This is a genomic window from Micromonospora saelicesensis (assembly GCF_900091575.1).
In the GTDB taxonomy this organism is placed as follows: domain Bacteria; phylum Actinomycetota; class Actinomycetes; order Mycobacteriales; family Micromonosporaceae; genus Micromonospora; species Micromonospora saelicesensis.
In genome coordinates this window covers 749,410-772,029 of record NZ_FMCR01000003.1, presented here as the reverse complement: position 1 = coordinate 772,029, position 22,620 = coordinate 749,410, and the positions used below count along the sequence as shown (strand labels likewise).

Annotated in this window: 17 protein-coding genes; 7 read left to right on the top strand and 10 right to left on the bottom strand. The window is 69.0% G+C overall.

The annotated features are described in order from the left end of the window. Window positions 1-26: 26 nt before the first annotated feature. The 3 genes from GA0070561_RS16535 to GA0070561_RS16525 all read right to left on the bottom strand — a co-directional run bounded on the left by GA0070561_RS16535 (window position 27) and on the right by GA0070561_RS16525 (window position 3,458). Window positions 27-1,154 carry a polysaccharide biosynthesis C-terminal domain-containing protein gene (locus GA0070561_RS16535; RefSeq protein ID WP_091401502.1) on the bottom strand — a complete coding sequence of 376 codons (1,128 nt, stop codon included), beginning with the start codon at window positions 1,152-1,154 and terminating at the stop codon, window positions 27-29. Further along, window positions 1,148-2,188 (bottom strand): SDR family NAD(P)-dependent oxidoreductase, encoded by a 1,041-nt coding sequence (locus GA0070561_RS16530; protein ID WP_091401500.1) that lies wholly within the window; start codon window positions 2,186-2,188, stop codon window positions 1,148-1,150. The genes GA0070561_RS16535 and GA0070561_RS16530 overlap by 7 nt, the downstream gene beginning before the upstream one ends. 130 nt (window positions 2,189-2,318) lie before the next feature. Beyond that, window positions 2,319-3,458: a glycosyltransferase family 4 protein gene (locus GA0070561_RS16525; RefSeq protein WP_167362423.1), complete on the bottom strand. Its 1,140-nt coding sequence runs from the start codon at window positions 3,456-3,458 to the stop codon at window positions 2,319-2,321. A gap of 210 nt (window positions 3,459-3,668) precedes the next feature. Here GA0070561_RS16525 and GA0070561_RS16520 point away from each other — a divergent pair, with 210 nt between their 5' ends. Genes GA0070561_RS16520 through GA0070561_RS16505 form a run of 4 tightly spaced genes read left to right on the top strand, consistent with a single transcriptional unit; the run spans window position 3,669 to window position 7,766 of the window. After that, window positions 3,669-4,394 (top strand): NeuD/PglB/VioB family sugar acetyltransferase, encoded by a 726-nt coding sequence (locus GA0070561_RS16520; protein WP_091401495.1) that lies wholly within the window; start codon window positions 3,669-3,671, stop codon window positions 4,392-4,394. A 35-nt stretch (window positions 4,395-4,429) separates the two neighbouring features. Next, window positions 4,430-5,443 carry a GDP-mannose 4,6-dehydratase gene (gmd, locus tag GA0070561_RS16515; RefSeq protein WP_091401492.1) on the top strand — a complete coding sequence of 338 codons (1,014 nt, stop codon included), beginning with the start codon at window positions 4,430-4,432 and terminating at the stop codon, window positions 5,441-5,443. After that, on the top strand, window positions 5,440-6,639 hold the full coding sequence (locus GA0070561_RS16510) for a glycosyltransferase (protein WP_091401490.1): 1,200 nt from the start codon (window positions 5,440-5,442) through the stop codon (window positions 6,637-6,639). Before gmd ends, GA0070561_RS16510 begins: the two co-directional genes overlap by 4 nt. Continuing rightward, window positions 6,636-7,766 carry a DegT/DnrJ/EryC1/StrS family aminotransferase gene (locus tag GA0070561_RS16505; protein ID WP_091401487.1) on the top strand — a complete coding sequence of 377 codons (1,131 nt, stop codon included), beginning with the start codon at window positions 6,636-6,638 and terminating at the stop codon, window positions 7,764-7,766. The genes GA0070561_RS16510 and GA0070561_RS16505 overlap by 4 nt, the downstream gene beginning before the upstream one ends. Here GA0070561_RS16505 and GA0070561_RS16500 read toward each other — a convergent pair. The 5 genes from GA0070561_RS16500 to GA0070561_RS16480 form a co-directional block, all read right to left on the bottom strand. Then, a complete protein-coding gene (locus GA0070561_RS16500; protein WP_141710390.1) occupies window positions 7,750-8,994 on the bottom strand; it encodes an MATE family efflux transporter in 1,245 nt (414 codons plus the stop codon). The two genes, GA0070561_RS16505 and GA0070561_RS16500, sit on opposite strands and share 17 nt — an antisense overlap. 124 nt (window positions 8,995-9,118) lie before the next feature. Next, complete coding sequence (locus GA0070561_RS16495) at window positions 9,119-10,348, bottom strand: hypothetical protein (RefSeq protein WP_091401483.1); 1,230 nt, start codon at window positions 10,346-10,348, stop codon at window positions 9,119-9,121. A 157-nt stretch (window positions 10,349-10,505) separates the two neighbouring features. Beyond that, complete coding sequence (locus GA0070561_RS16490) at window positions 10,506-11,816, bottom strand: phenylacetate--CoA ligase family protein (RefSeq protein WP_091401480.1); 1,311 nt, start codon at window positions 11,814-11,816, stop codon at window positions 10,506-10,508. A 55-nt stretch (window positions 11,817-11,871) separates the two neighbouring features. Next, window positions 11,872-12,639 carry a class I SAM-dependent methyltransferase gene (locus GA0070561_RS16485; protein ID WP_091401478.1) on the bottom strand — a complete coding sequence of 256 codons (768 nt, stop codon included), beginning with the start codon at window positions 12,637-12,639 and terminating at the stop codon, window positions 11,872-11,874. Beyond that, the gene (locus GA0070561_RS16480; RefSeq protein ID WP_141710389.1) at window positions 12,557-13,774 is read right to left on the bottom strand and encodes a hypothetical protein; all 1,218 of its coding nucleotides are present in this window, start codon (window positions 13,772-13,774) and stop codon (window positions 12,557-12,559) included. The genes GA0070561_RS16485 and GA0070561_RS16480 overlap by 83 nt, the downstream gene beginning before the upstream one ends. A 427-nt stretch (window positions 13,775-14,201) precedes the next feature. Here GA0070561_RS16480 and GA0070561_RS16475 point away from each other — a divergent pair, with 427 nt between their 5' ends. Continuing rightward, a complete protein-coding gene (locus GA0070561_RS16475) occupies window positions 14,202-17,309 on the top strand; it encodes a M14 family metallopeptidase (protein WP_091401474.1) in 3,108 nt (1,035 codons plus the stop codon). Between the two features lie 100 nt (window positions 17,310-17,409). Next, window positions 17,410-18,318: an NAD(+)/NADH kinase gene (locus GA0070561_RS16470; RefSeq protein WP_373861496.1), complete on the top strand. Its 909-nt coding sequence runs from the start codon at window positions 17,410-17,412 to the stop codon at window positions 18,316-18,318. Window positions 18,319-18,427: 109 nt separating this feature from the next. Here the strand turns inward: GA0070561_RS16470 and pgm are convergent, their stop codons facing one another. Together pgm and glgC are read right to left on the bottom strand one after the other, a co-directional pair. Next, on the bottom strand, window positions 18,428-20,068 hold the full coding sequence (pgm, locus tag GA0070561_RS16465; RefSeq protein WP_091401469.1) for a phosphoglucomutase (alpha-D-glucose-1,6-bisphosphate-dependent): 1,641 nt from the start codon (window positions 20,066-20,068) through the stop codon (window positions 18,428-18,430). Window positions 20,069-20,099: 31 nt separating this feature from the next. Next, window positions 20,100-21,332 carry a glucose-1-phosphate adenylyltransferase gene (glgC, locus tag GA0070561_RS16460; protein ID WP_091401467.1) on the bottom strand — a complete coding sequence of 411 codons (1,233 nt, stop codon included), beginning with the start codon at window positions 21,330-21,332 and terminating at the stop codon, window positions 20,100-20,102. A gap of 70 nt (window positions 21,333-21,402) precedes the next feature. Between glgC and glgA the strand changes: the two genes are divergently transcribed. Further along, entirely contained in the window at window positions 21,403-22,620 is a 1,218-nt protein-coding gene (glgA, locus tag GA0070561_RS16455; RefSeq protein WP_091401465.1) for a glycogen synthase, read from the top strand.

Below are 22,620 nucleotides of genomic sequence, written 5' to 3'. Positions count from 1 at the left end.
CTCTGCTGTCACGTGAGCGGTCGACCTCACGCGCTGACCGTCAGTGGCGCCGACCCGGCCGCCTCCACCGTCTCGGCCCAGGTGTCCGGCCGGTCCGGGTCGAAGAGCTCGTTGGTCCAGAACATCGTCACCAGTTCGTCCGCGCCGGTGTTCACCAGCTTGTGCACCCACATCGTGGGCATGTCGACGAGGGCTGGCTCAGCGCCGCTCACCGGGAACCGCAGCACCTCGGAGTCGCCGACCCGGCGCAGGCTGATCTCGGCCGAGCCGCGCAGCACCACGAACCGTTCCACCTTCGCCAGGTGGAAGTGCTCTCCCCGGGTAATCCCCGGACGGGTGGTGGAGCAGAACGTCTGCCCCGCCCCACCGTGTGCCTTCACCGTCTCGACCAGTTCGCCACGGGCATCGGCCCGCCGCGGCAGTGTGATCGGGTAGTGCGCCGGGAAGCAGTGCGACCGGTACGTGTTGAACAGCCGTACGTCGTGCCGGCTCAGCAGGGACGGGATCTCCCCGGTCCGGTACGTCGCGGCCATCCCGGTGAGCCGGTCCGCGAGAGCCTGGACGCCGATGCGCAGCGCCGGCATGGCCGGATCCCACGATCCACCGTCTGGCACCCCGATGAGACGCGCCGCGGCGTCGGTGACGTGCACCAGGCTCAGCTCGCGATCGGCGTGCACCTCGGGCCGCCCACCCTCGGCGAGCAGCCGGCAGAAGGTCGCCACGGCCGAGTTGTAGTAGGGCCGGCCGTGCTCGCCGTACAGGTTCGGCAGCAACACGTCGTCGAGGTCGACGCCGGTGTCCGCCAGCACCCGGGCGGCAGCGGCCTTGGCGTCGCCGTACGGTGTGCCGTTGCCGGACTGCACCGAATTGGCGTAGACCACCCGCGTCGGCGGGTCCGCGCAGTGCTTGAGCCCGTCGGCGAGCTGGGTGGCGAGCTGGATGTTGCCGGCGGCGACCTCGGCCGGCTCTCCGCGGTTGACACCGGCCAGGTGCAGCAGACGGTCGTGGCCGGCGATCTTCGCCGCGGTCACGCCGGGGTCGGCCAGATCGGCGCGGCTGAGCACGGTCGGCTCCGGCCAGCCGAGCACGCGCAGCAGCACCCGGACGTGCCAGCCGAGAAAGCCGCCGCCGCCCGTGACGGCGAGCCTCAGCACGCCAACACCGGGTCCCGCAGGGCCAGCTCCGCCCGCACCTCGGGCAGCGTCTTCAGCAACTCGACAATCTCGGGTACGCCGAGCTGCGGCGCGTTCGACGAGTTGAAGTCTTCGGTCAGCCCGTCGCCGAACTCCCCCTCGGAAACGTATAGCGCGTAGTTGAGGTCGCGACCGTCCAGCGGTACCCGGAGAAAGTCCCCGAAGTCCTCGGCCTGGACGAGTTCCTCCCGGCTGGCCAGCGTCTCGGCCTGCTTCTCGCCGTGCCGTACGCCGATCACATCCAGCTTGGCGGGCACGTCGAAGAGCTGACACACCGCCTCGGCCAGGTCGCCGACGGTGCAGGCCGCGGCCTTACGAATGAAGATGTCACCGGTCCGGGCGTGCTGGAACGCATGCTCGACGAGCTCGACGGAGTCGGCCAACGACATGACGAACCGGGTCATTCCCGGGTCGGTCACTGTGGGCGCCCGGCCCGCCTTGATCTGCTCGATGAAGAGCGGGATCACCGACCCACGCGAGTACATGACATTGCCGTACCGCACGCAGGAGACCGTGGTGGCGCTGTTCGGGTTGTTCCGGGCGTGCGCCTGGACGACCTTCTCCATCAGGGCCTTGCTCATGCCCATCGCGTTCACCGGGTAGACGGCCTTGTCGGTGCTGAGGACCACCACCGAGCCGACACCGTTACGCTCGGCGGCCTCGACGACGTTGCTGCTGCCCAGCACGTTCGTCCGTACCGCCTCAAGTGGAAAGAACTCACACGACGGCACCTGCTTGAGCGCGGCCGCGTGGAAGATGTAGTCGATGCTCCGGCTGGCCTTGAGCACCGAGTCGTAGTCCCGGATGTCCCCGACGTGGTAGCGGACCCGCTCGTCACCGAGCAGTCGACGCATCGCGTCCTGCTTGGCCTCGTCGCGGCTGAGCACCCGCACCTCGCCGACGCCGCGTGCGAGGAGCCGGCGAACCATGGTCTGGCCGAAGGAACCCGTACCGCCGGTGATGAGCACCCGGCGTCCGGCTACTGGGTTGGTCACGGAAGCTCCTCTTCGTCGGTCAGAATCGCGCGCGCCCGGAGACAGTCGGACGCTCACACGTCGAGCAACGAGCGAAGGATCGGCCAGACACGTCGAGTTGGGATAAATCGGATGTCTTGCCAGAGCTCTGTCATCGCTGGTGTGCGAGTTCGCTCATCAGGTCCAGGATGGTCACCCTGACCGAGTCGGCGCGCCACGACCGGTAGGCGTCAGCCGCCGCGATCCTGGCGGCGCGTCGCTGTTCGGGAGTGAGGCCGGCCCACCGCTCGATCTCTGCCGCCCAGGCACTGGCCGTGAACTCCGGGATCACCGCCCCTCCTCCACCGCGCAGGATGGAGTTCCACGGTGTCCGGTCGGAGCAGAGCACCGGGCAGGAGCCCGCGAGGCTCTCCGCGATGACGTGGCCGAAGTTCTCCCCGAGGGTCGGCAGCACCAACGCGTCGTGGTCCGCGAGCACGCCCACCACGGCCGACGGTGCGACGCTCCCGTGGTATTCCGCCCGGACGTTGGGCGGGAGCGCGGCCAGCAGCGCCTCGCAACGGCGCCAGTAGGCCGCGTCCTCTATCGGGCCGTACACGTCCAGCACCACCGGTTGCCGTACCAACGTCAGGGCCTCCACCGCGAGGGCAAGGTTCTTCATCGCGGCGATCCGTCCCACGAACACCAGCCGCAGCGGGCCCGGTGTGGCGGAGGAGAGAGCAGGCACCGGGGCCGGCTCGGGCGGCAGGGCCGTCTGGTTCGCGTTGATCCGGACCGTCGCCCAGGGGAAAATCCTGCGGATGTCGGCGGCTTCCGCCTCGGTCGAGGCGTGAAACTCGACGGAGAGGCTGCGGAGTACCCGTCTCCAGCCCTTGACGAACAGGCGCTTACGGCCGGACTTCAAGGACAGCGCGCCGGGCGAGCACTCACCCCGCGGAGCGACCATCACCCGTTCCGCCCGCAGAAGACCGAGTCGGGCGGCGAGGACCGGTACCAGTGACATCGGCGCCCACAGGCTGTTGACATAGAGCAGGTCGAAACGCGTCGCCCGCAGCTCCCGCCAGAGGCGGTACCACTGCCGGGGCTGCCTCCGCGAAAGGTAGAAGATCCTGGCCCGGCCGCGATCCACCCACTGACCAGACAAGCCCGGGTACGCCTCGGTCGCGCCCATGTCGCGATCCCGGGTAACCAGAATCGGGGCCACCCCGGGCGAGGCGGCGTCGAGGATGTGCGCCACGGACCGGACCGGGCCACCGCCCCGGAAACCGGGCTCAAAGAAGGTGGAGGTCACCAGGACACGGAACAGTGCCGGTTCCGAGAGAGTCGCCCGACCACCCTGGGTCGGACGGGGAATAAGGCGGTTCTCTCGCATCAGGAACCTCCCACATCCAGCGCATCGGTGAACGATTCTGCAAACGATCGCCCGCCCCCACGGTTACCGATTTCGCGAGTTTTACCCGCTGAGAGATTCGTCTCTGGCACGTCAAACGTGAAAGACGCGATGGCGATATCCCGCCGCCGGTATAACCGTGCCATGACCACCGTCGAGGCCGCTCGCGTTCCCGCCCCCGATCGGTCGACGTCCGCCGGACCGGCGTTGGTCGTACTGGGCACGTCGGGGCACGCCCGGGAGATCGCCTGGATCGGGGAGTCCGCAGGCCACCCACTGCTGGGTTGCCTGGGGCCACCGCTGGCCACGGAGGCGGCGCGTCTGCCGGCCCCCTGGCTCGGCGAGGACGACTGGCTGGACAGCGCCGACCCCTCGGTGCGTTACCTCATCGGCGTTGGCGACGGTTCGGTACGGGACCGGATCGACAGACTGGCCGGCCGCAACGGTCGCCGCGCCGGGTCGTTGGTCTCTCCGGCAGCGACCGTCGGTGGGCGGTGCTCGCTGGGTGATGGCAGCATCCTGTGGCCCGGTGCGATCCTGACCACCGACGTCCGACTCGGTCGACACGTGCATGTCGGTACTGGCGCGACGGTGAGTCACGACACCGAGATCGATGATTTCGCCACACTCCTGCCGGGGTGCCGGATAGCCGGCAACAGCCGCATCGGCCGAGGCACGACCATCGCCGCAGGCGCAACCGTCATCGACAACATTTCGATCGGAAAAAACGTGCTGGTGGGCGCTGGCGCAGTGGTTGTCCGCGACGTTCCTGAAAACGTCGTGGTGGTGGGTGTTCCCGCACGGATTCTGCGGTCGGACCGCCCCGCAGTGCACTGATCGAAGATAATTCTCATCTTTCGGAAAGGCGCGGCATGAGTCGAGTCGCACTGATCACCGGCATCACCGGGCAGGACGGCAGCTATTTGTCGGAACTCCTCCTCGACAAGGGCTACACGGTGCACGGACTGAAGCGCCGTTCGTCCAGCTTCAACACCGAGCGCATCGACCGGATCGATGTTCATCCGCGTAACCCTGAGGCACGCCTCTTCCTCCACTACAGCGACCTGGCGGACGCGGGTTCGCTGGTCGGCCTGCTCCGTGACATTCAGCCCGACGAGATCTACAACCTTGGTGCGCAGAGTCACGTGCGAGTCTCCTTCGACATCCCGAGCTACACAGCTGACGTCACCGGGATGGGCGCGCTGCGGCTGCTCGAAGCGGCACGGCTGGCCGGCGTGAGCAGCCGCTTCTATCAGGCGTCCTCCTCCGAGATGTTCGGATCGACCCCGCCTCCGCAGCGCGAGGAGACCCCGTTCCACCCACGCAGCCCATACGCCTGCGCGAAGGTCTTCGCCTACTGGGCGGCCGTGAACTACCGGGAGTCCTACGGGATGCACTGTTCCAACGGCATCCTGTTCAACCACGAGAGCCCTCGTCGTGGCGAGAACTTCGTGACCCGGAAGATCAGCCGGGCGGTCGCGCGGATCGAGGCCGGAATCCAGGACAAGCTCTACCTGGGCAATCTCGACGCGGTCCGTGACTGGGGGTACGCACCGGAGTACATGGAGGCGGTCTGGCTCACCCTTCAGCAGGACGAGCCGGGCGACTTCGTGGTGGCGACCGGCGAGGGGCACACCGTGCGTGAGTTCGTCGAGGCGGCCTTCGCGCACATCGGACTGGACTGCGACAGGTACGTCGTCACCGACCCGGCCTACTTCCGCCCGGCCGAGGTGGACGCGCTGATCGGCGACTACAGCAAGGCCCGGCGCCAACTGGGGTGGGCCCCCAAGACCCATTTCACCGATCTGGTGCGGATCATGGTGGACGCCGACAGGCAGTTGCTCGAGGACGAGCGAACGGGCCGGCTGGTCCGGGTCGACCGGTGAGAATCGGCGTCGATGCCACCTCGGTTCGGCCGGGACACTCGGCTGGGATCGAGGCGTTCACATACGGTCTGCTCAACGGCCTGGCCGATGGTCCGCATGAGCTGATCGTTCACGTCCTCCATGGCACCGGCGACGAGTGGCGCCAGCGGGTCCCGTCGGAACGGATCGGGTGGTCCCAGGTCCGTACGCCTCTGCGCACGGACAACCGCATCGGCCGTCTGCTGCGGCGGCACACCCCACGCAGTGCGGTGACGTCGGTAGCTCTACGTCGTACCGTCAACCTCGTCCGTCAGTGGAACCGCTCGCCGGCGGCGGGGGTGGATGTCACTGTCTACCCGTTCGCGGCCGTACCGGTGCACGCGGAACCGTCGGTCATCGTGCTACACGACCTGCGTCAGCTTCAGCCGGGCCTCGGCTCCCCTGGCTTCGCGGAGGTCATCCGGCGCAACGTCGCCGCAGCGGCCGCCGTGGTGGTGTCCTGGCCGCACCCCTACGAGCAGGCGGTGCGGGCGTTCCCCGAGGCACGCGACAAGATCGCGATGATTCCGCTGCCGGCCTTCCATGCCGCGCGGCAGCTACCACCAACCGAACCTGAGCCGGGTCTGCTGGTGTTTCCGTCGTCGACCGCGCCGCTGAAGAACCACGCCACACTGCTGGAGGCGATGGCGTTGCTCCCGGAGTGCCGGGTCGTGTGTCCAGGTCCTCTGGTGGAACCTGAGGCCAGCCGGCTGCTCGCTCGCGCCGCCCGCCCCGATCTGCGGGGGCGGGTTTCCTTCCCGGGCTTCGTGAGCACCGAGGAGCTTGCGTCGCTCTATTCCCGTGCCTCGGCGGTGGTCGTGCCCTCCCTCTGGGAGGCGGCCAGCGGGGCCATGCTGGAGGCGTTCAGTTGGGGGCTCCCCGTCGCCTGCGCCGATTCGGAGCCTCTGTTGGCCCAGCTCGAATTCACCGGGGCCGACGCGGCCGTCTTCGCGGCGCAGGACCCGGCCGCACTGGCGGCAGCCGTCCGGCGGTTACTACAGGAGCGGCAGCACTACGCACGCGCGTCCCGGGCAGCTGGGGAGCTACTGGCGGCACGCACGTGGCGGGACACCGCTGTCGACTACGTCGCCGTGCTGGACTGGGTGCGGTCCGGTCGGACCGGGCCGATGCCTCGATCGTCGTTCGCCCAGACACTGCTATCGGGGGGAAACCGTTGAGCACGCAGGATCGCTACCCGGTTGCCCGGCCCTGCCTGTCGGACCTTGAGGAACGGTACCTGGTCGACGCGTACCGGAGCGGCTGGATCTCCTCGCAGGGCCCATATCTGCAGAAGTTCGAGGAGCAGTTCGCGGCCAGGTGCGGTGCGGCGGCCGCCGTGGCCACCGGCAACGGCACAGTGGCGCTTCACCTCGTCCTCGCGGCCGCTGGGATAGGTCCCGGCGACGAAGTGATCGTTCCGGCCCTCACCTACGTGGCCACCGCGAACGCGGTGACCTACTGCGGCGCTCGACCGGTCTTCGTCGACGTGTCGCCGCAATCGTGGTGCATCGACGTGGAACAGGTGGCGGCCTCGGTAAGCCCCCGTACCCGTGCCGTCATTGCCGTCGACCTGTACGGCCACCCGGCGGACTACGCCGCTCTTCGGGAGCTGTGCGAGCGGCACGGACTGCTCCTCGTCGCCGACGCCGCCGAGTCGTTCGGCGCTCTCCTGAACGGCCGTCCCACCGGCGACCTGGGCAACGCCACGACCTTCTCGTTCTTCGGCAACAAGGTGATCACCGCTGGTGAGGGCGGTTGCGTGACCACCTCCGACACGGCGCTGGCCGAGCGGATGCGGTTGCTACGGAACCAGGGCATGGACCCACGCAGGCGCTACTTCTTCCCCGTCGTCGGCTTCAACTATCGGCTCACGAACCTGGCCGCGGCGCTACTCTGCGCCCAACTCGAACGCGCCGACGAGATCATCGGCCGGCGTGACGCGGTCGTCGCCACGTACGAGCGCGAACTGGCCGACGCGCCACTGCTCTTCCCTCAGCCGGTCGTGCCCGGGGTGCGACGAGCACCATGGATGGCGTCGTTCCTCGTCGGCCCTCCTGGTGCGGCCGGCCAGCGCGACGAACTCGCCCGAGCGCTGGACACGCTCGGCGTCGAGACACGACCGTTCTTCGTTCCCATCCCGGACCTGCCGCCGTACGCGCACGCCGCCGGTGACCACCCCGTCACTGCCGACCTGTCTCGACGGGGGATCAACCTGCCCACATACGCCGAGCTCACGGACGTGGACCTCAAGGTCATCGTGGATCGGGTACGCACGGCACTCGCCGGGGTCACCGGCCACCGCTGACCCTGGACGCGGAGAGTGTGGACCTCCTTCCACCGGTGCCCGAATCGGGTGTCGGTATACCGCCCGGTCGGCTGTCCACGACGGTCCGGCCACCGGTCTTCTGCAGGTAGCTGATCCACCACGCCGCGGCACTGATCAGCCCCATGAGCGCCAGGGCGACCGCAGCGCCGACCGCCCCCCACACCACGGCACCGGCCACCACCATCGGGATTCTGAGCCCGCCGAGAACACCGCCGAGCAGCAGCGCCCGCCGTGCGGCGCCTTGAACCCGGTGCCCCGCGAACCCCACCATGGCCACCCCGCCGAAGAGAACCTCGAGCGCCAGCAGCCACAGCAGCGGCTGCGCGTGCCGCCAGTTGTCGCCGAGGACCGTCTCCCCCACATGGTCGGGCAGCAGAAGGACGAGCAGGCAGGCCGGCGCGGTGGCGAGCAGCAGGACCACCGTTATCCGCACGGCGGCCCGCCGTCGTGCCGGCCCCGCCGCCGTCCGGACGCGGGCGAGGTGAGGAATGACCAGAGAGGATGCACTTCCCACCAGGAGCGTCGCCGGGCCGAGTACGGTACGTCCCGCGCTCAAGGAGCCCACGACGGCCATACCCACCGTCACACCCAACGCCGTCAGGGCGAGTTGGGCCGATCCGGCGGTGAGCAGGAACTGGAGGCCGTAGCTGACAGCCGCGCGGCTGCCGGTGCGGTCGAGGAGCCACCCAGGCCTGATCTTGTGACCGTGCAGGAGGGCGGTGGCGTAGCCGAGTAGAGCACCGGCGCCCGCCCAGAGGCCGAAGACGCCTGACGGACCCACCACCCCGGTCAGGCCCAGCAGGGCAGCGAGCGCGGTCACCCCAGTCCAGATCACCTCTCGCATGCAGGGAGGGCGCGGCCGTCCCACGCCCACGCCGATGTTTCTGGCGTAGTCGTGCAGCAACAGGCCGGGCAGAGCGACGGCGACAAGGATCAGGTAGCTGGAGCGGTCGGCGATCCCGCCGGCGAGCAGTGGAACGGCGCACCCGACGCCGACAGCGGCTACCCGGCGGCTGCCCGCCGCGACCGTGGGACGGTTGGCCCGCTCCACCGCGGCCTCGGCAAGGACGGCCTCGGTGACCACCGTCCGGGACAGCCCGGTGACGAGTACGTAGAGGGAGAAGGCCAAGGCGAAACGGCCGAGGTCGTCGATCGGCGCAAGCCGCACGACGGTCAGCGACAGCAGCAGATTTCCCAGGCTCGACACGGCGGTCGTCAGGACCGCCCACGGGGCACGAGCGCCGACAAACGCCCGGACCAGGGCACGGACGCGGCTCGGCGGCCCACGGTGCCGGTGTGCGGTCGCGCCGATTGGGCGGGTCATCCCTCGGTCAGGCCCGCCACGTAGTCCGCAGGTCCGCGGCAAGCGGCAACCGGACCTCCGACTTCCGGTCCACGGAATGTCGACCCGGCATCCGCTTCTTCAACAGCAACAGCAGCACGAAGACGGGCAGTGCGGCGACCGTGTGCTGAAGGAAAGCGATCATGGCGTCGGGGTAACCGCTGGACCAGAGCAGCGGGCCAGCCAGCACGAAGCAGAAGAGGCTGAGCCGGATCGGTCCCGGCGCGCCGCGTGCCCGGAGCAGGAGCAGGGCCAAGGCCGCCCAGCCGGCGAAGTAGACCGGCACCCCCAGCCAGCCGACGAGGAAGTACACGTTGCCGAGCGCGAGAAAGCTGTACGACGAGGTCGCCGAGCCGCCGAGGTACTGGTTTATCAGGGCTCCGGTCGAGATGGTCGGTCGGTCCGCGTCGAGGATCCGTGGCACCAGGCCGTACCGGACGAATTCGCTTGGGCCGGGCTGCCCGACGTCCACCGGAACATCGTACTCGGCGGCGTGAGCGAGCTGGAGATCGAGCCGCATCCGGTCCTGGGCGCTGACGTCGTCGGCCACGCTCACCCCGCCCTCGACCCGGATGTCGTTGCGCACGGCGAACAGCGTCGGCCACGCCAGCAGGAGCACCACACCGAGGATCACCACCTCCCGCACCCGGAACAATCCGCAGATCGCGCCGGCGCCGGCGACGAACGACAGGAAGCCGAACAGCGGAGATGTGATGCCGGTCAGCGCCGCCGTCGCGATCTGTCCGGCGACCAGGAGGCCGATCCAGCCGAGCACCCTGGCGCGCTTGGCATGGCCACCGAGGAAGCTGGAGAGCAGCAGCGCAAATGCCAGGTAGGACCACCCGGCCGAGAGCGCGGTCACCCGGGCGACCGGGGAGGCGGCTACCTCGTCGCCCAACTGGGTGAAGATGGTCCCCTGACCGGCACGGGCCCCCGTGATCGAGGCGGCGATGCTGACCACGGCGACCAGCCGAGCCACCAGATACAGGTGGCAATGGGACGCGCTGACGGCGGTGATGTCTGGTCGCCACCGGGGTCGAGGACGAGCCGCACCGGCAGCCGTCTCGACAAGCAGCGTGCCGATGAGCGCCGCACCCAACAGCCGAAGGATGAAGGGGGTCTGCGGGTTGGCGTTGAACACAGCCATCGGTACGAAGAGCAGCGCGTACGGCGCCGCTACCAGGATGGTGATCGGGTAGTGCCGCAGGAACCAGATCACCCTCCCGCCGGAGGTGCGCGCGGATCGCTGCGGAGGTGGCAACCGATGCGGTGTGGTTCCCGTCGGAGACGAGAAGGCAGCCCGAGGAGTCGGCACCACTGTCAAACGACGCTCCCCCTCGTCAGAAACGGACAACGGTCCACGGCACCCGTCGGTCTCACGGCACGAAGAGGGCATGCTTGCCAGCCCGGGTCCGGGCAGGATCGGAGATCTGGGCGAAGCTGATCGAGTCCGCGTTCAGCTCGGGATGGTCCTTTCGCAGTTCGCGCACGAAATAGGCGCCGACGTCCGCCAGGTCGAGTGGACGGTCGGCCTCGACGTGGATACGCAGTGCGTCCGGACGCACCTGCCGGAACTGAACTCCGATGATGCCCGGGTACGACTTGAGGATGTGGACTGGAAGGATGGCGGACAGGTCGAGGAGCCCTCGTGCCGACCCGACCCGGACGATGTCCTGCTGCCGGCCGAGGACCGCGCGGAACGCCAGAGCGTTACCGTCCACCACGTTGCTCGGCTCGACGCGGTCGCCGATGGCATAGTGCACCAGCGGGAAGAGACGGTCCGCCAAAGTGGTGACACTGAGTTCACCGTCACCGTCGGTAAGACAGACGAAGCTGTCCCAGATGACTCTGATGTCCCTGGTGCTCAGGTGGGACATGGCGAGCACGCCCGTCTCGGCCGAGCCGTACTCGATCACTGCCGGGACCTTGAACACCCGCTCGACCATGGCGATGTCAGCGTCGCTGGCCGTTTCGGCACACAGGACCACCGCCCGCAGCCGCCGTGGTTCCCCCAGGTCGAGTTGGTTCCGTTCGATGTACCGCGCCAGTTTGAACACCGCTGAGGTGTAGCCCGTGAGCGCTACCGGATCACGCTGGCGCACGGCCAGGTAGTGCTTGTGCAGCGACGGTTCGCTGAGATCGTAGGCATTGAGCCGGGTGACGTTCACGACCAGGTCAGCGAGCCTTCGCTTCATCTGGGCCAACTGGCCGGGCAGGCCGGCGCCGAACAGGTGGGAATGCCCCCACAGCAGCACCCCCGGATCGGTCGGACGGACTCCCGCCCAGTGCCGGCCGAGGTACGCGTCGACCCACCGCCCGTCGGCCTCACCAGCGCCACGGGGATATCGCGTCGGCTGCCCGGTGCTGCCTCCGGTGGTGTAGGCGTCGCGGATCCGGCCGTTCTGAAAGATCTCGTCCTGCCGGGCGATAAGGACTTCCTTGGTCAACGGCGGGAAACCTCGCAGGTCCCCGAGCTGGTCGATCCGCTCCGGGAGACCGTGCTCCCGGCGCCACGACCGGTAGAACGGCACCTCGGCGAGGCAGTACTCCCAGACCTCGTTGAAGCGTCGTACCTGGTGCCGTTCGATCCGCGTCCGGTCCCGCGCCTCGTCGTACAGGGCGACCTTCCGCGCCAGCGCCTGGTGACGGGCACGCAGGACTGCTCGACCAAGCCAGGAACGGTCCACGGGCCTACACCTCTCAGTCGATGTCACTGTTGGTCGGGGATCGCACGGCCGACGCTCAGTGGTCGAGGGGCCTGCGTCCGAGCAGGTAGATGTCCGAACAGAGAGTGGGCCGGCTACGAAGCACCCGGTCCACCACTGGGGTCAACGCCCGGACGAGCGGATGGGCGTGGCCGCGACCGAGCCAGTTGCGACCGATGATCCGCACGCTCGTCAGCTTCATGTCCCGAGCTATGTACCGCAGGTCGTCGACGTCTGGTTCCCGCACGTGGCCGCGAAAATGCGGGCGCTCATACCAGTCGGCCATGGACGACCACTTGCCACGCCCCAGCGGGACGGTGACACGCTTGCGGAGGTTGACACAGTTGGGTACGCCGAGCAGGAACCATCCGCCGGGGCGCAGCGCCGTCGTCACCTCGGCGAACAGACGCTTCGGTGAGCTGTGCCAGTGCTCCATGCTGTCGAAGGTGGTGATGACGTCCATCGACCCAGGCGCCAGGCCCAGTCCATCCCGGACGACATCCCGAACCTCGATCTTGACGCCGCCACCGCGATGCACGTCGAGCAACTCGTCGGTACGGGCTTCATTCCCGGGGTCGGCGAAGTCGTCGATCAGGGTGACGGACATGCCCGCTGCGGCGCACCCGACCGAGAAGAGCCCCGTCCCGCCTCCGATGTCGGCAACGGCCCCCGCGGGCACGAGCCCGGACACCAGCCCGATGTGGAACGTCTGCCGCTCCACCTCATGCTCGAGTGCTGCCCGCCACTCCGGCGGGTAGTGCGTGGCCAATCGCCGCAGTTCCTGCCTGATGGCGTCTGCCTGCATGCTGCTTCCCTTCTGAACCGCTGCTACTCCTGTCCGTCAAACGAAGCAGCACGAACACTGGTACCGCCGAAACCGCGTGCTGAATGACGGCGATCATCGAATCGGGGTAGGTGCTGGACCACAGCAGAGGGCCGGCGAGCGTGAAACAGAGCGCGGCAAGGCGCATCGGACCGGGCGCCCCGCCGACCCGCAGCAGCAGCACCATGAGGGCCGACCACAGCCCGTAGTAGACGATGACCGCCCACGGTCCGTCGAGGAAATACACGTTGCCCAGGGCCAGGAAGCTGTAGGCCGAGGTGGCGCTGCTACCGAGGTACTGATTGATCACCACTCCGGTGGAGATGGTGGGCCGGTCGGTGTCCAGCACCCTGGGCACCAGCCCGTACCGCAGGTAGTCCACCGGACCGGGCTGTGGCAGGTCCACCGGGACCCGGTGGTGGGCGACTGCCGACATCTGGAGGTCCAGCCGGAGGCGGTCCTCGGCGGTGACCTGCTCGGACACACTGACCCCACCGCTCTGGCGGATGTCGTTGCGCAACTCGAAAAGGGTGGGCCAGGCAAGGGCGACCACCACCGCGGCCACCGCGAGGTAGCGGGCCCGGATGACTCCGGAGATGGCGCCAGCCGCCGCCACGAAGGAGATGAACCCGAGCAGGGGCGCGGCACGGGCTGTCATGACGACGAGAAGCGCCTGGGTCAGCGCCAGCGCGAACAGCCAGCCACCAACCCTCCGCGTGCTGGCACGGCCGCCCAGGGTGGACGCGATCAGCAGGGCGACGGCAAGCGCCGACCAGCCGGAGACCAGAGCGGTGAGACTGCCGAGTGGCGAGTCGGGGAGGCCCCCGGAGACCTGCGTGAAAATGGTCCCACGCCCGACCACCGCACCGGTCAGATCCGCGGCGATGCTGACCACGGCGACACAGCGAGCGACGGCGTAGATGCGCGGATGACCGTTCACCGCCCGTACGCCGCGAGCCCAGCCGAGCGCTGAGCCACGCAGCGGCAGCGCGGCCGTCTCCACCAGCAGGCTGCCCGCCAGTGCCAGTCCGACCAGACGCATCAGAAATCCGAGGTCGGGATTCTCGTACACCACAGCTATCGGAAGGATGAACAGCACGTACGGTGCGAGCACCACCAGGCTGACCGGATAGCACCGGAAGATTCGCGCGGCCCACGGTCCGGCCGAGCCCGACCCCGAGCCGGCGCCCACGCCGTCGCGCCCGCTCGGACGCGGAGCCGTGACTGCGGGAGGGCTGAGTACTCCGGCACCCCTCACCGTGCTACCCGCGTCCGCCACGATCCGTCGTTCATTCGACGAGTTAGGAACATTTCCCCCATGAAACACACGAGAGCACCATAGCTGAGCAAAACGGATAGTAATCAAGAAGTTACCCAAAAGCGGTTGACATCCCCTTGCCCGGTTCCGGCTTGAGGCAGCAACAGACCATCACAACTGGCACCGGCATCGACACGGCCAGTCACCTCTCGCCCATCGAACTATTGACATCGATAACGCCGCACCGAAGGCTCGCGCCTACAGGTCCTTCACCCAAGGAGGCGCGATGAGACCGAGACGACTGGCGATCGCCGGCGTGGTCACCCTGCTCGGCGCACTGGCACTGACCCCACCGGCCAGCGCGCGGCCGCCGTCCGACCCGGGCGTCCGCGACGGCCTGGAGGTGTACGTCGGCACTGTCGACGCGAAACAGCGGGAGCAACTGCGCGCGGCGGGGGTCGACCTCGGCCACGACGCGAAGGCGGACGCGGCCGGCCGCACGACGGTCGAGACGGTCCTCAGCCGACGGCAGGCGAAGCGGTTGACCGACAAGGGCGTACCGCTGTCGGTGAAGAAGGTGCGAGGCAAGGACGCGTCGCAGGCGCTACGGGAGCAGGCCGCGGCCGGCTGGACGAGTTTCCGTCCCTATGGTGAGCCGGGCGGCCTGCGAGACGAGCTGAACGCCACCGCGGCCCGGTATCCCAAGCTGACCAAGGTGGAGACGATCGGTCGCAGCCAGCAGGGGCAGCCGATCGTCGCCGTGAAGGTCACCAAGAATGCGCGGACCGTCGAAGACGGCCGGCGACCGGCGGTGCTCTACGCCGGTGCGCAGCACGCCCGCGAGTGGATCACACCGGAGATGACCCGCCGGCTGATGCATCACGTGCTGGACAGCTACGGCACCGACCGGGAGATCACCCGACTGCTGGACACGACCGAGCTGTGGTTCCTGCCGGTCGCCAACCCGGACGGCTACGACTTCACGTTCACCCCCGGCAACCGTTTGTGGCGCAAGAACCTGCGGGACAACAACGGCGACGGGCAGCTCGGCTCCGGCGACGGCGTCGACCTCAACCGCAACTTCAGCTACAAGTGGGGGTACGACAACGAGGGCTCGTCGCCGGAGCCGAACAGCGAGACCTACCGGGGCCCGGGCCCCAACTCCGAGCCGGAGACCAAGGCGCTGGACCGGCTCTTCAAGCGGGTCGGGTTCGAGTTCTTCGTGAACTACCACTCGGCGGCCGAACTGCTGCTCTACGGCATCGGCTGGCAGGTGAGCACCCCCAGCCCGGACGACGAGATCTACAAGGCGATGGTCGGGGACGACGCGCACCCCGCGGTGCCCGGCTACGACCCGGACATCTCCGCGGAGCTGTACACCACGAACGGTGACACCGACAGTCACGCCACCGTCAGGTACGGCACGCTGGGCTTCACCCCGGAGATGTCCACCTGCGAGGCCGCCTCGGCCGTCGACCCGGACGACCAGTGGCGCCCGGAGGACTGCGTCAGCGGCTTCATCTTCCCTGACGACGAGGCGCTGATCGCTGGCGAGGTGAGCAAGAACCTACCGTTCGCGTTGGCCGTGGCCCGGTCGGCGGCGGACCCGGACGACCCGGTCTCGGTGGTCGGTCGAAGCACCCCGGACTTCGTGGTCGACGCCTTCGACACCTCGTACGGGCGCACCCAGCAGGTCGCCTCGATCACCCGTCGGGCGCTGAGGAACGTGCGGATGCACTACACGGTCAACGGTGGGCGGCCGAAGACGGTAGCGGTCCGCGAGTGGCGCGGCGGCGAGCGGTACGGCGACACACACGACGACTACTACGCCGAGCTACGGGGCACGGTCAGCGGCGCGAAGCCGGGCGACCGGGTGGAGGTCTGGTTCACCGGAAACAAACCACGTGCCGGGGTGGTGGCCAGCGAACACTTCACCTATCGGGTGCACAACGACATCGGCGGCAACGTGCTGGTCCTCGCGGTGGAGGACGTCACCGGCCTCAGCCCGGCGCAGACCGGCACCACAGCGAAGTACGCCGACGAGGTCGCGGCGTCGCTGGGCGCCGCCGGGCGCAGCAGTGACGTGTACGACTTCGACGCGATGGGCCGCAAGGCACCGCACCCGCTCGGCGTGCTGTCGCACTACGAGGCGGTGGTCTGGGAGACCGGCGACGACGTGATCCTGCGCTCCCCCGGTCAGGTGGCCGGCACGACGGCCAGGGCGGCACTGGAAACCGAGCTGGCCGTTCGGGACTACCTGAACGAGGGCGGCAAACTGCTGGTCAGCGGCCAGTACGCGTTGTTCGCGCAGGGCGCCAACGGTTCGTACGTCTATCACCCGGACGCGCCACCGGAGTGCACCGACGCCGAGGCCGCCAGCTGTCTGCCGCTGTTGAACGACTTCCAGCAGTACTGGCTGGGCGCGCACACCTACGTCAGCGACGGCGGGACCAGCCCGGACGGGGAGCCGTTCCCGGTCGTCGGGACCGACGCCGCGTTCACCGGCTTCGACGGGCAGCTGAACGCCTCCGGCTCGGCGGAGAACCAGGCGCACACCGCGTCGTTCCTGACCACGTCGAGCTTCCTGCCGCCGGACGAGTTCCCGCAGTTCGCCAGTTCCGCGCCGGTGGGCTGGGGCCGACCGGGCGGCGCGCCGTTCGATCCGCGCACGGGTGAGTGGTACCTGTACAGCGGACAGACCGACGAGTCGTACAAGCGGCTCACACGCACTGTGGATCTCACCGGGGCGAGCAGCGGAGAGTTGCGCTTCTCCACCTCCTACGAGATCGAGCAGGACTGGGACTTCATGTTCGTCGAGGCGCACGAGGTGGGTAGCGACGACTGGACGACCCTGCCGGACGCCAACGGCAAGACCAGCACGGGCACCGGGGACAGCTGCGCCGAGGGTTGGGTGGAGCAGTTGCACCCGTTCCTCGCGCACTACCAGGGCGCGGACTGCTCCCCCACCGGGAGCACCGGCAGCTGGAACGCGGCGAGCGGGTCGTCGGGAGGCTGGAAGGAGTTCGTGGCCGACCTGTCGGGCTACGCCGGTAAGCAGGTCGAGGTGTCGATCACGTACGCCTCGGACTGGAGCACCCAGGGTCTCGGCGTCTTCCTGGACGACGCCCGGGTGCTGGTCGACGGGTCGACAGTGGCGGACACCTCGTTCGAGTCGGCCGACCTGGGTGGCTGGACGGTCGCCGGCCCACCGCCCGGCTCCGCCGGCAACGCCAACGACTGGTCGCGCAGCCAGCAGGCGTTCGAGGAGGGCTCGGTGGTGGTCACCGGGGACACGGTGTACCTGGGCTTCGGGTTGGAGGGTCTGCCTCCGGCGTCCCGCGATGACCTGGTCGCCCGCTCGCTGAACCACCTCACCGGGCAGCCCCGCCCCTGATGGTGGCGAGGTGCGCCGACGGTCCGTGGACCGTCGGCGCACCTTCGCTGTACGCCGGGTACGGTCGCCGCCGATGTGGTGAGCTGTACGGGTGTCGGGGCTGGGACTTGTGCTGCACCCCACCCGGGATGTCACCGAGGTGGTCGGGATCATCGAACGGTGGGCGAAGCGTCACCACAAGACGCTGATGGTTCGCGAGGAGGACCAGCACCGCGTCTCGTCCTGCATCGTGCCGGTGCCGGCGGACGAGGTGGCGGCCCGCGCCGACGCCTTGATCAGCGTCGGCGGCGACGGCACCATGTTGGGTGCGCTGCGATCCGCCGTCCTCGACCCGAAGCCGGTGCTCGGCGTACACCTGGGTCGTGTGGGTTTTCTCGTCGAGATCGAGCCGCCGGAGCTTCCTGAGGCGCTGAGCCGGTTGCTGTCGAAGGAGTTCACCATCGAGTCGCACGCCTGCCTCGCCTGCGACGTGTGTGGCGACGACGTGGTGGCGTTCAACGACATCGCGCTGGTGCGCCAGCCCGGCTCCGGCTTCGTCAACGTCACACTCGCCATCGACGGCCAGCAGTACGGCTACTACCGGTGCGACGCCGTGGTGGTCAGCACCCCGATCGGCTCCACGGCGTACAGCTACGCCGCCGGCGGCCCGCTGATCTCCCCGGCGGCGGACTCGATGGTGATCACGCCGTCGGCACCGATGGCCGGCATCTCCCGGTCGGTGGTGCTGTCACCAAGCGAGAAGATCCGGCTGGAACTGGAGCCCGACTCGTCCCCGGTGGTGGTGGAGATGGACGGGTTGGTGTTCCGCGACCCGGCCACCGAGGGAGCTGTGGAAATCAACTACCGCCGCAACGCCGGCCTGGTGGTGCGCTTCGACCCGCTGCGCTACCAGGAACGCAACCAGTTGAAGATGACCCTGCTCGACCTGCCGTTCCTCCCCGAGCAGCTCCGCGAACTGCTCCCCGAGGAGCTGCGCCGCACCCAACGGGAAATACCTCCGCCCTGCTGACCCCGCCCCACCCGTCCCCGTCGATCATGAAGTTATTGCCACGACACGCCGACGTGGAGGGCAACAACTTCATGATCAAGGCGGGCGTTCGGGGGTTAGCGCTCCGGGGTTAGCGGGTTAGGGCTTGGTCTACCAGGGCTTTGGCTTCTTCTTGGATCTTCTTGAGGTGGTCGGGGCCTTGGAAGGACTCGGCGTAGATCTTGTAGACGTCCTCGGTGCCGGACGGACGGGCGGCGAACCAGCCGGACTCGGTGCTGACCTTGAGGCCGCCGATCGCCGCGCCGTTACCGGGAGCGGTGGTCAGCGTCGCGGTGATCGGCTCACCGGCGAGCTCGGTTGCGGTGACCTGCTCCGGGGAGAGCTTGCCGAGCACGGCCTTCTGCTCCCGGGTGGCCGGGGCGTCGATCCGGGCGTACGCGGGCGCGCCGAAGCGTTCGGCCAACTCCGCCCAGTGCTCGCTCGGGCTGCGGCCGGTGGTGGCCTGGATCTCGGCGGCGAGCAGGCAGAGCAGCAGGCCGTCCTTGTCGGTGGTCCAGGTCGAGCCGTCGCGCCGCAGGAACGATGCCCCGGCGCTCTCCTCGCCACCGAAGCCGACAGCGCCGTCCAGCAGGCCGGGTACGAACCACTTGAAGCCGACCGGCACCTCCAGCAGCGGCCGACCCAGGTCGGCGGCGACCCGGTCGATCATCGACGAGGAGACCAGGGTCTTGCCCACCGCGGCGGCCGGCCCCCACTCGGTGCGGGTGCGGAAGAGGTGACGAATCGCCACGGCCAGGTAGTGGTTGGGGTTCATCAGCCCGGCGTCCGGGGTGACGATGCCGTGCCGGTCGGCGTCGGCGTCGTTGCCCGTGGAGATCTGGTAGTCGGCCCGCGCGGCGATCAGCGACGCCATCGCGTTCGGCGAGGAGCAGTCCATCCGGATCTTGCCGTCGCCGTCCAGGGTCATGAACCGCCAGGTCGGGTCGACCGTCGGGTTGACCACGGTCAGGTCCAGGCGGTGCCGCTCGGCGATCTCACCCCAGTACGCCACGCTCGCCCCGCCCAGCGGATCCGCGCCGATGCGGATCCCCGCGTCGCGGATGGCGTCGATGTCGATCGCGGCCGGCAGGTCGTCGACGTAGTTGGCGAGGAAGTCGTACTCCCCGGTGGTGTCGGCGGCCCGCGCCCGCGCGTAGGTGATCCGGCGGACCTCCTTGAGCCCTGCGGCGAGGATGGCGTTGGCCCGGTCCTGGATCCACCGGGTCACGTCGGTGTCGGCCGGCCCACCGTTGGTGGGGTTGTACTTGAAACCGCCGTCGTCGGGCGGGTTGTGCGACGGGGTGATCACGATGCCGTCGGCGAGCCCGCTGGTCCGCCCACGGTTGTGCGTGAGGATCGCGTGCGACAGCGCCGGGGTCGGGGTGTAACCGTCGCGGCTGTCCACCAGCACGGTGACCCCGTTGGCGGCGAGCACCTCCAGGGCGTCCACCGCGGCCGGCGCGGAGAGCGCATGGGTGTCCCGGGCGAGGAAGAGCGGCCCGTCCAGCCCCTGCTCGCGCCGGTAGTCGCAGAGCGCCTGGGTGACCGCGAGGATGTGGTCGGAGTTGAACGCGTTGCGCAGGCTGGAGCCGCGGTGGCCGGAGGTGCCGAAGGAGACCTGCTGGGCCGGGTCCGCGGGATCCGGATGCTCGGCGTAGTAGGCGGTCACCAGGCGCGGCACGTCGACCAGGTCGGCGGGCTCGGCGGGCTGGCCGGCACGGGGGTGGGTCACTGCGGGATCCTCCTCGGGGAGTGCGGGTCGGTCACGGCACGACCTTCTGGCCCTTGCCGATCACCACGATGCCGTTGTCGGAAACGGTGTAACGCTGCCGGTCCTTCTCCAGGTCGACGCCGATCTCGACGCCCTCCGGGACGAACACGTTCTTGTCCAGGATGGCCCGCCGGACCACCGCGTGCCGGCCGATCTCCACACCCTCCATCAGCACCGAGCCCTCGACGTGCGCCCAGGAGTGCACCCGCACCTTCGGCGAGACGATCGAGTTCTCCACCAGCGAGCCGGAGATCACCACACCCGGGGAGACCATCGAGCCGACCGCCCGGCCGACCCGCTCACCCCACTGGTGCACGAACTTCGCCGGCGGCCACGGCGGCTGCTCGGTGTAGATCGGCCAGTCGAAGTTGTACATGTTGAAGACGGGGTGCACGTTGATCAGATCCATGTGCGCGTCGTAGAACGAGTCGAGCGTCCCCACGTCCCGCCAGTAGCCGCGATCACGGTCGGTGCTGCCCGGCACCTCGTTGTCGCGGAAGTCGTAGACGTTGGCCTCGCCGCGTTCGACGAGCATCGGGATGATGCTGCCGCCCATGTCGTGCTTGCTGGACTTGTCCTCGGCGTCGCGCTCGACCGCCTCGCAGAGCGCCCGGGTGGTGAAGACGTAGTTGCCCATCGAGGCGTAGATCTCGTCCGGCGCGTCGGGCAGACCGACCGCGTCGGTGGGCTTCTCGCGGAACGCCCGGATCCGCTTGCCGTCCTCGCCGACCTCGATGACGCCGAACTGGTCGGCCATCGACAGCGGCTGGCGGATGCCGGCCACGGTCACCGCCGCGCCGGAGGCGATGTGGTCCTCCACCATCTGCCGCGGGTCCATCCGGTAGATGTGGTCGGCGCCGAAGACGATCACGTAGTCGGGCTGCTCGTCATTGATGAGGTTGAAGCTCTGGTAGATGGCGTCGGCCGAGCCGGCGAACCACCACGGGCCACGACGCTGCTGCGCCGGCACCGGGGTGACGTAGTTGCCGAGCAGCGTGGACATCCGCCAGGTCTTGGTGATGTGTCGGTCGAGGGAGTGGGACTTGTACTGGGTCAGCACGACGATCTTGAGATAGCCGGCGTTGGCCAGGTTGGAGAGGACGAAGTCGACCATGCGGTACATCCCGCCGAACGGGACGGCCGGCTTGGCCCGATCCGTGGTGAGTGGCATCAGGCGCTTGCCCTCCCCACCCGCCAGGACGATCGCGAGCACCTTGGCAGCCATGCCCCGACGCTATCCACCCGCGTCCCACTTCACCACTCGTACGGGGAGTCTTCTGCACTAGGGTGCGCACATGACCGACTCCTCCCCGGCCACCGGATCCCTGCGCGTCGATCTGCTCACCCGCGAGTACCCACCGGAGGTCTACGGCGGCGCGGGCGTGCACGTCGAGTACCTGGCTCGGGAGTTGCGCAGCCTCGCTGACGTACGGGTGCACTGCTTCGGCCTGCCGCGCACCGAGCCGGGCGTCACCGCGTACGCCGAACCGCCGGGCCTGACCGGCGCGAACGCCGCGCTGCGCACGATGGGCGTGGACCTGGAGATGGCCGCCGGCGCGGCCGGCACCGACGTGGTGCACAGCCACACCTGGTACGCGAACCTGGCCGGCCACACCGCGAAGCTGCTGCACGGGGTGCCGCACGTGGTGACCGCGCACAGCCTGGAGCCGCTGCGGCCGTGGAAGGCCGAGCAGCTCGGCGGCGGTTACGCGCTCTCCTCCTGGATCGAGCGCACCGCGATGGAGGCCGCCGACGCGGTGATCGCGGTCAGCGGCGGGATGCGCAACGACGTACTCGCCGCGTACCCGCAGATCGACCCCGACCGGGTCCGGGTGGTCTACAACGGCATCGACACCATCCAGTACGCCCCGGATCAGGGCACCGACGTGCTCGACCGGCTCGGCGTCGACCCGTCCCGCCCCAGCGTGGTCTACGTGGGCAGGATCACCCGGCAGAAGGGGCTGCCGTACCTGCTGCGGGCCGCCCGGGAGTTGCCGGCGGACACCCAGCTCGTCCTGCTCGCCGGCGCGCCGGACACCGCCGAGATCGCCGCCGAGGTGGAGGAGCTGGTCGCCGAGCTGCGGGCCAACCGTTCCGGCGTGGTCTGGGTGGCCGAGATGCTGCCCAAGCCCGAGGTGATCCAGGTGCTCACGCACGCCACCGTCTTCGTCTGCCCGTCGGTCTACGAACCGATGGGCATCGTCAACCTGGAGGCGATGGCCTGCGAGACGGCGGTGGTGGCGACCGCGACCGGCGGCATCCCCGAGGTCGTGGCCGACGACGAGACGGGCCTGCTGGTGCCGATCGAGCAGGCCACCGACGGCTCCGGCACCCCACTGGACCCGGACCGCTTCGTGGCCGATCTGGCGGCCGCGATCAACACGCTGCTCGCCGACCCGGCGCGCACCGAGCGGTTCGGCCTGGCCGGCCGGCGGCGCGCGGTGGAGCACTTCTCCTGGGACGCCATCGCCCGACAAACCCTGGAGGTCTACCGCTCCGTCGGCGCGGCCTAG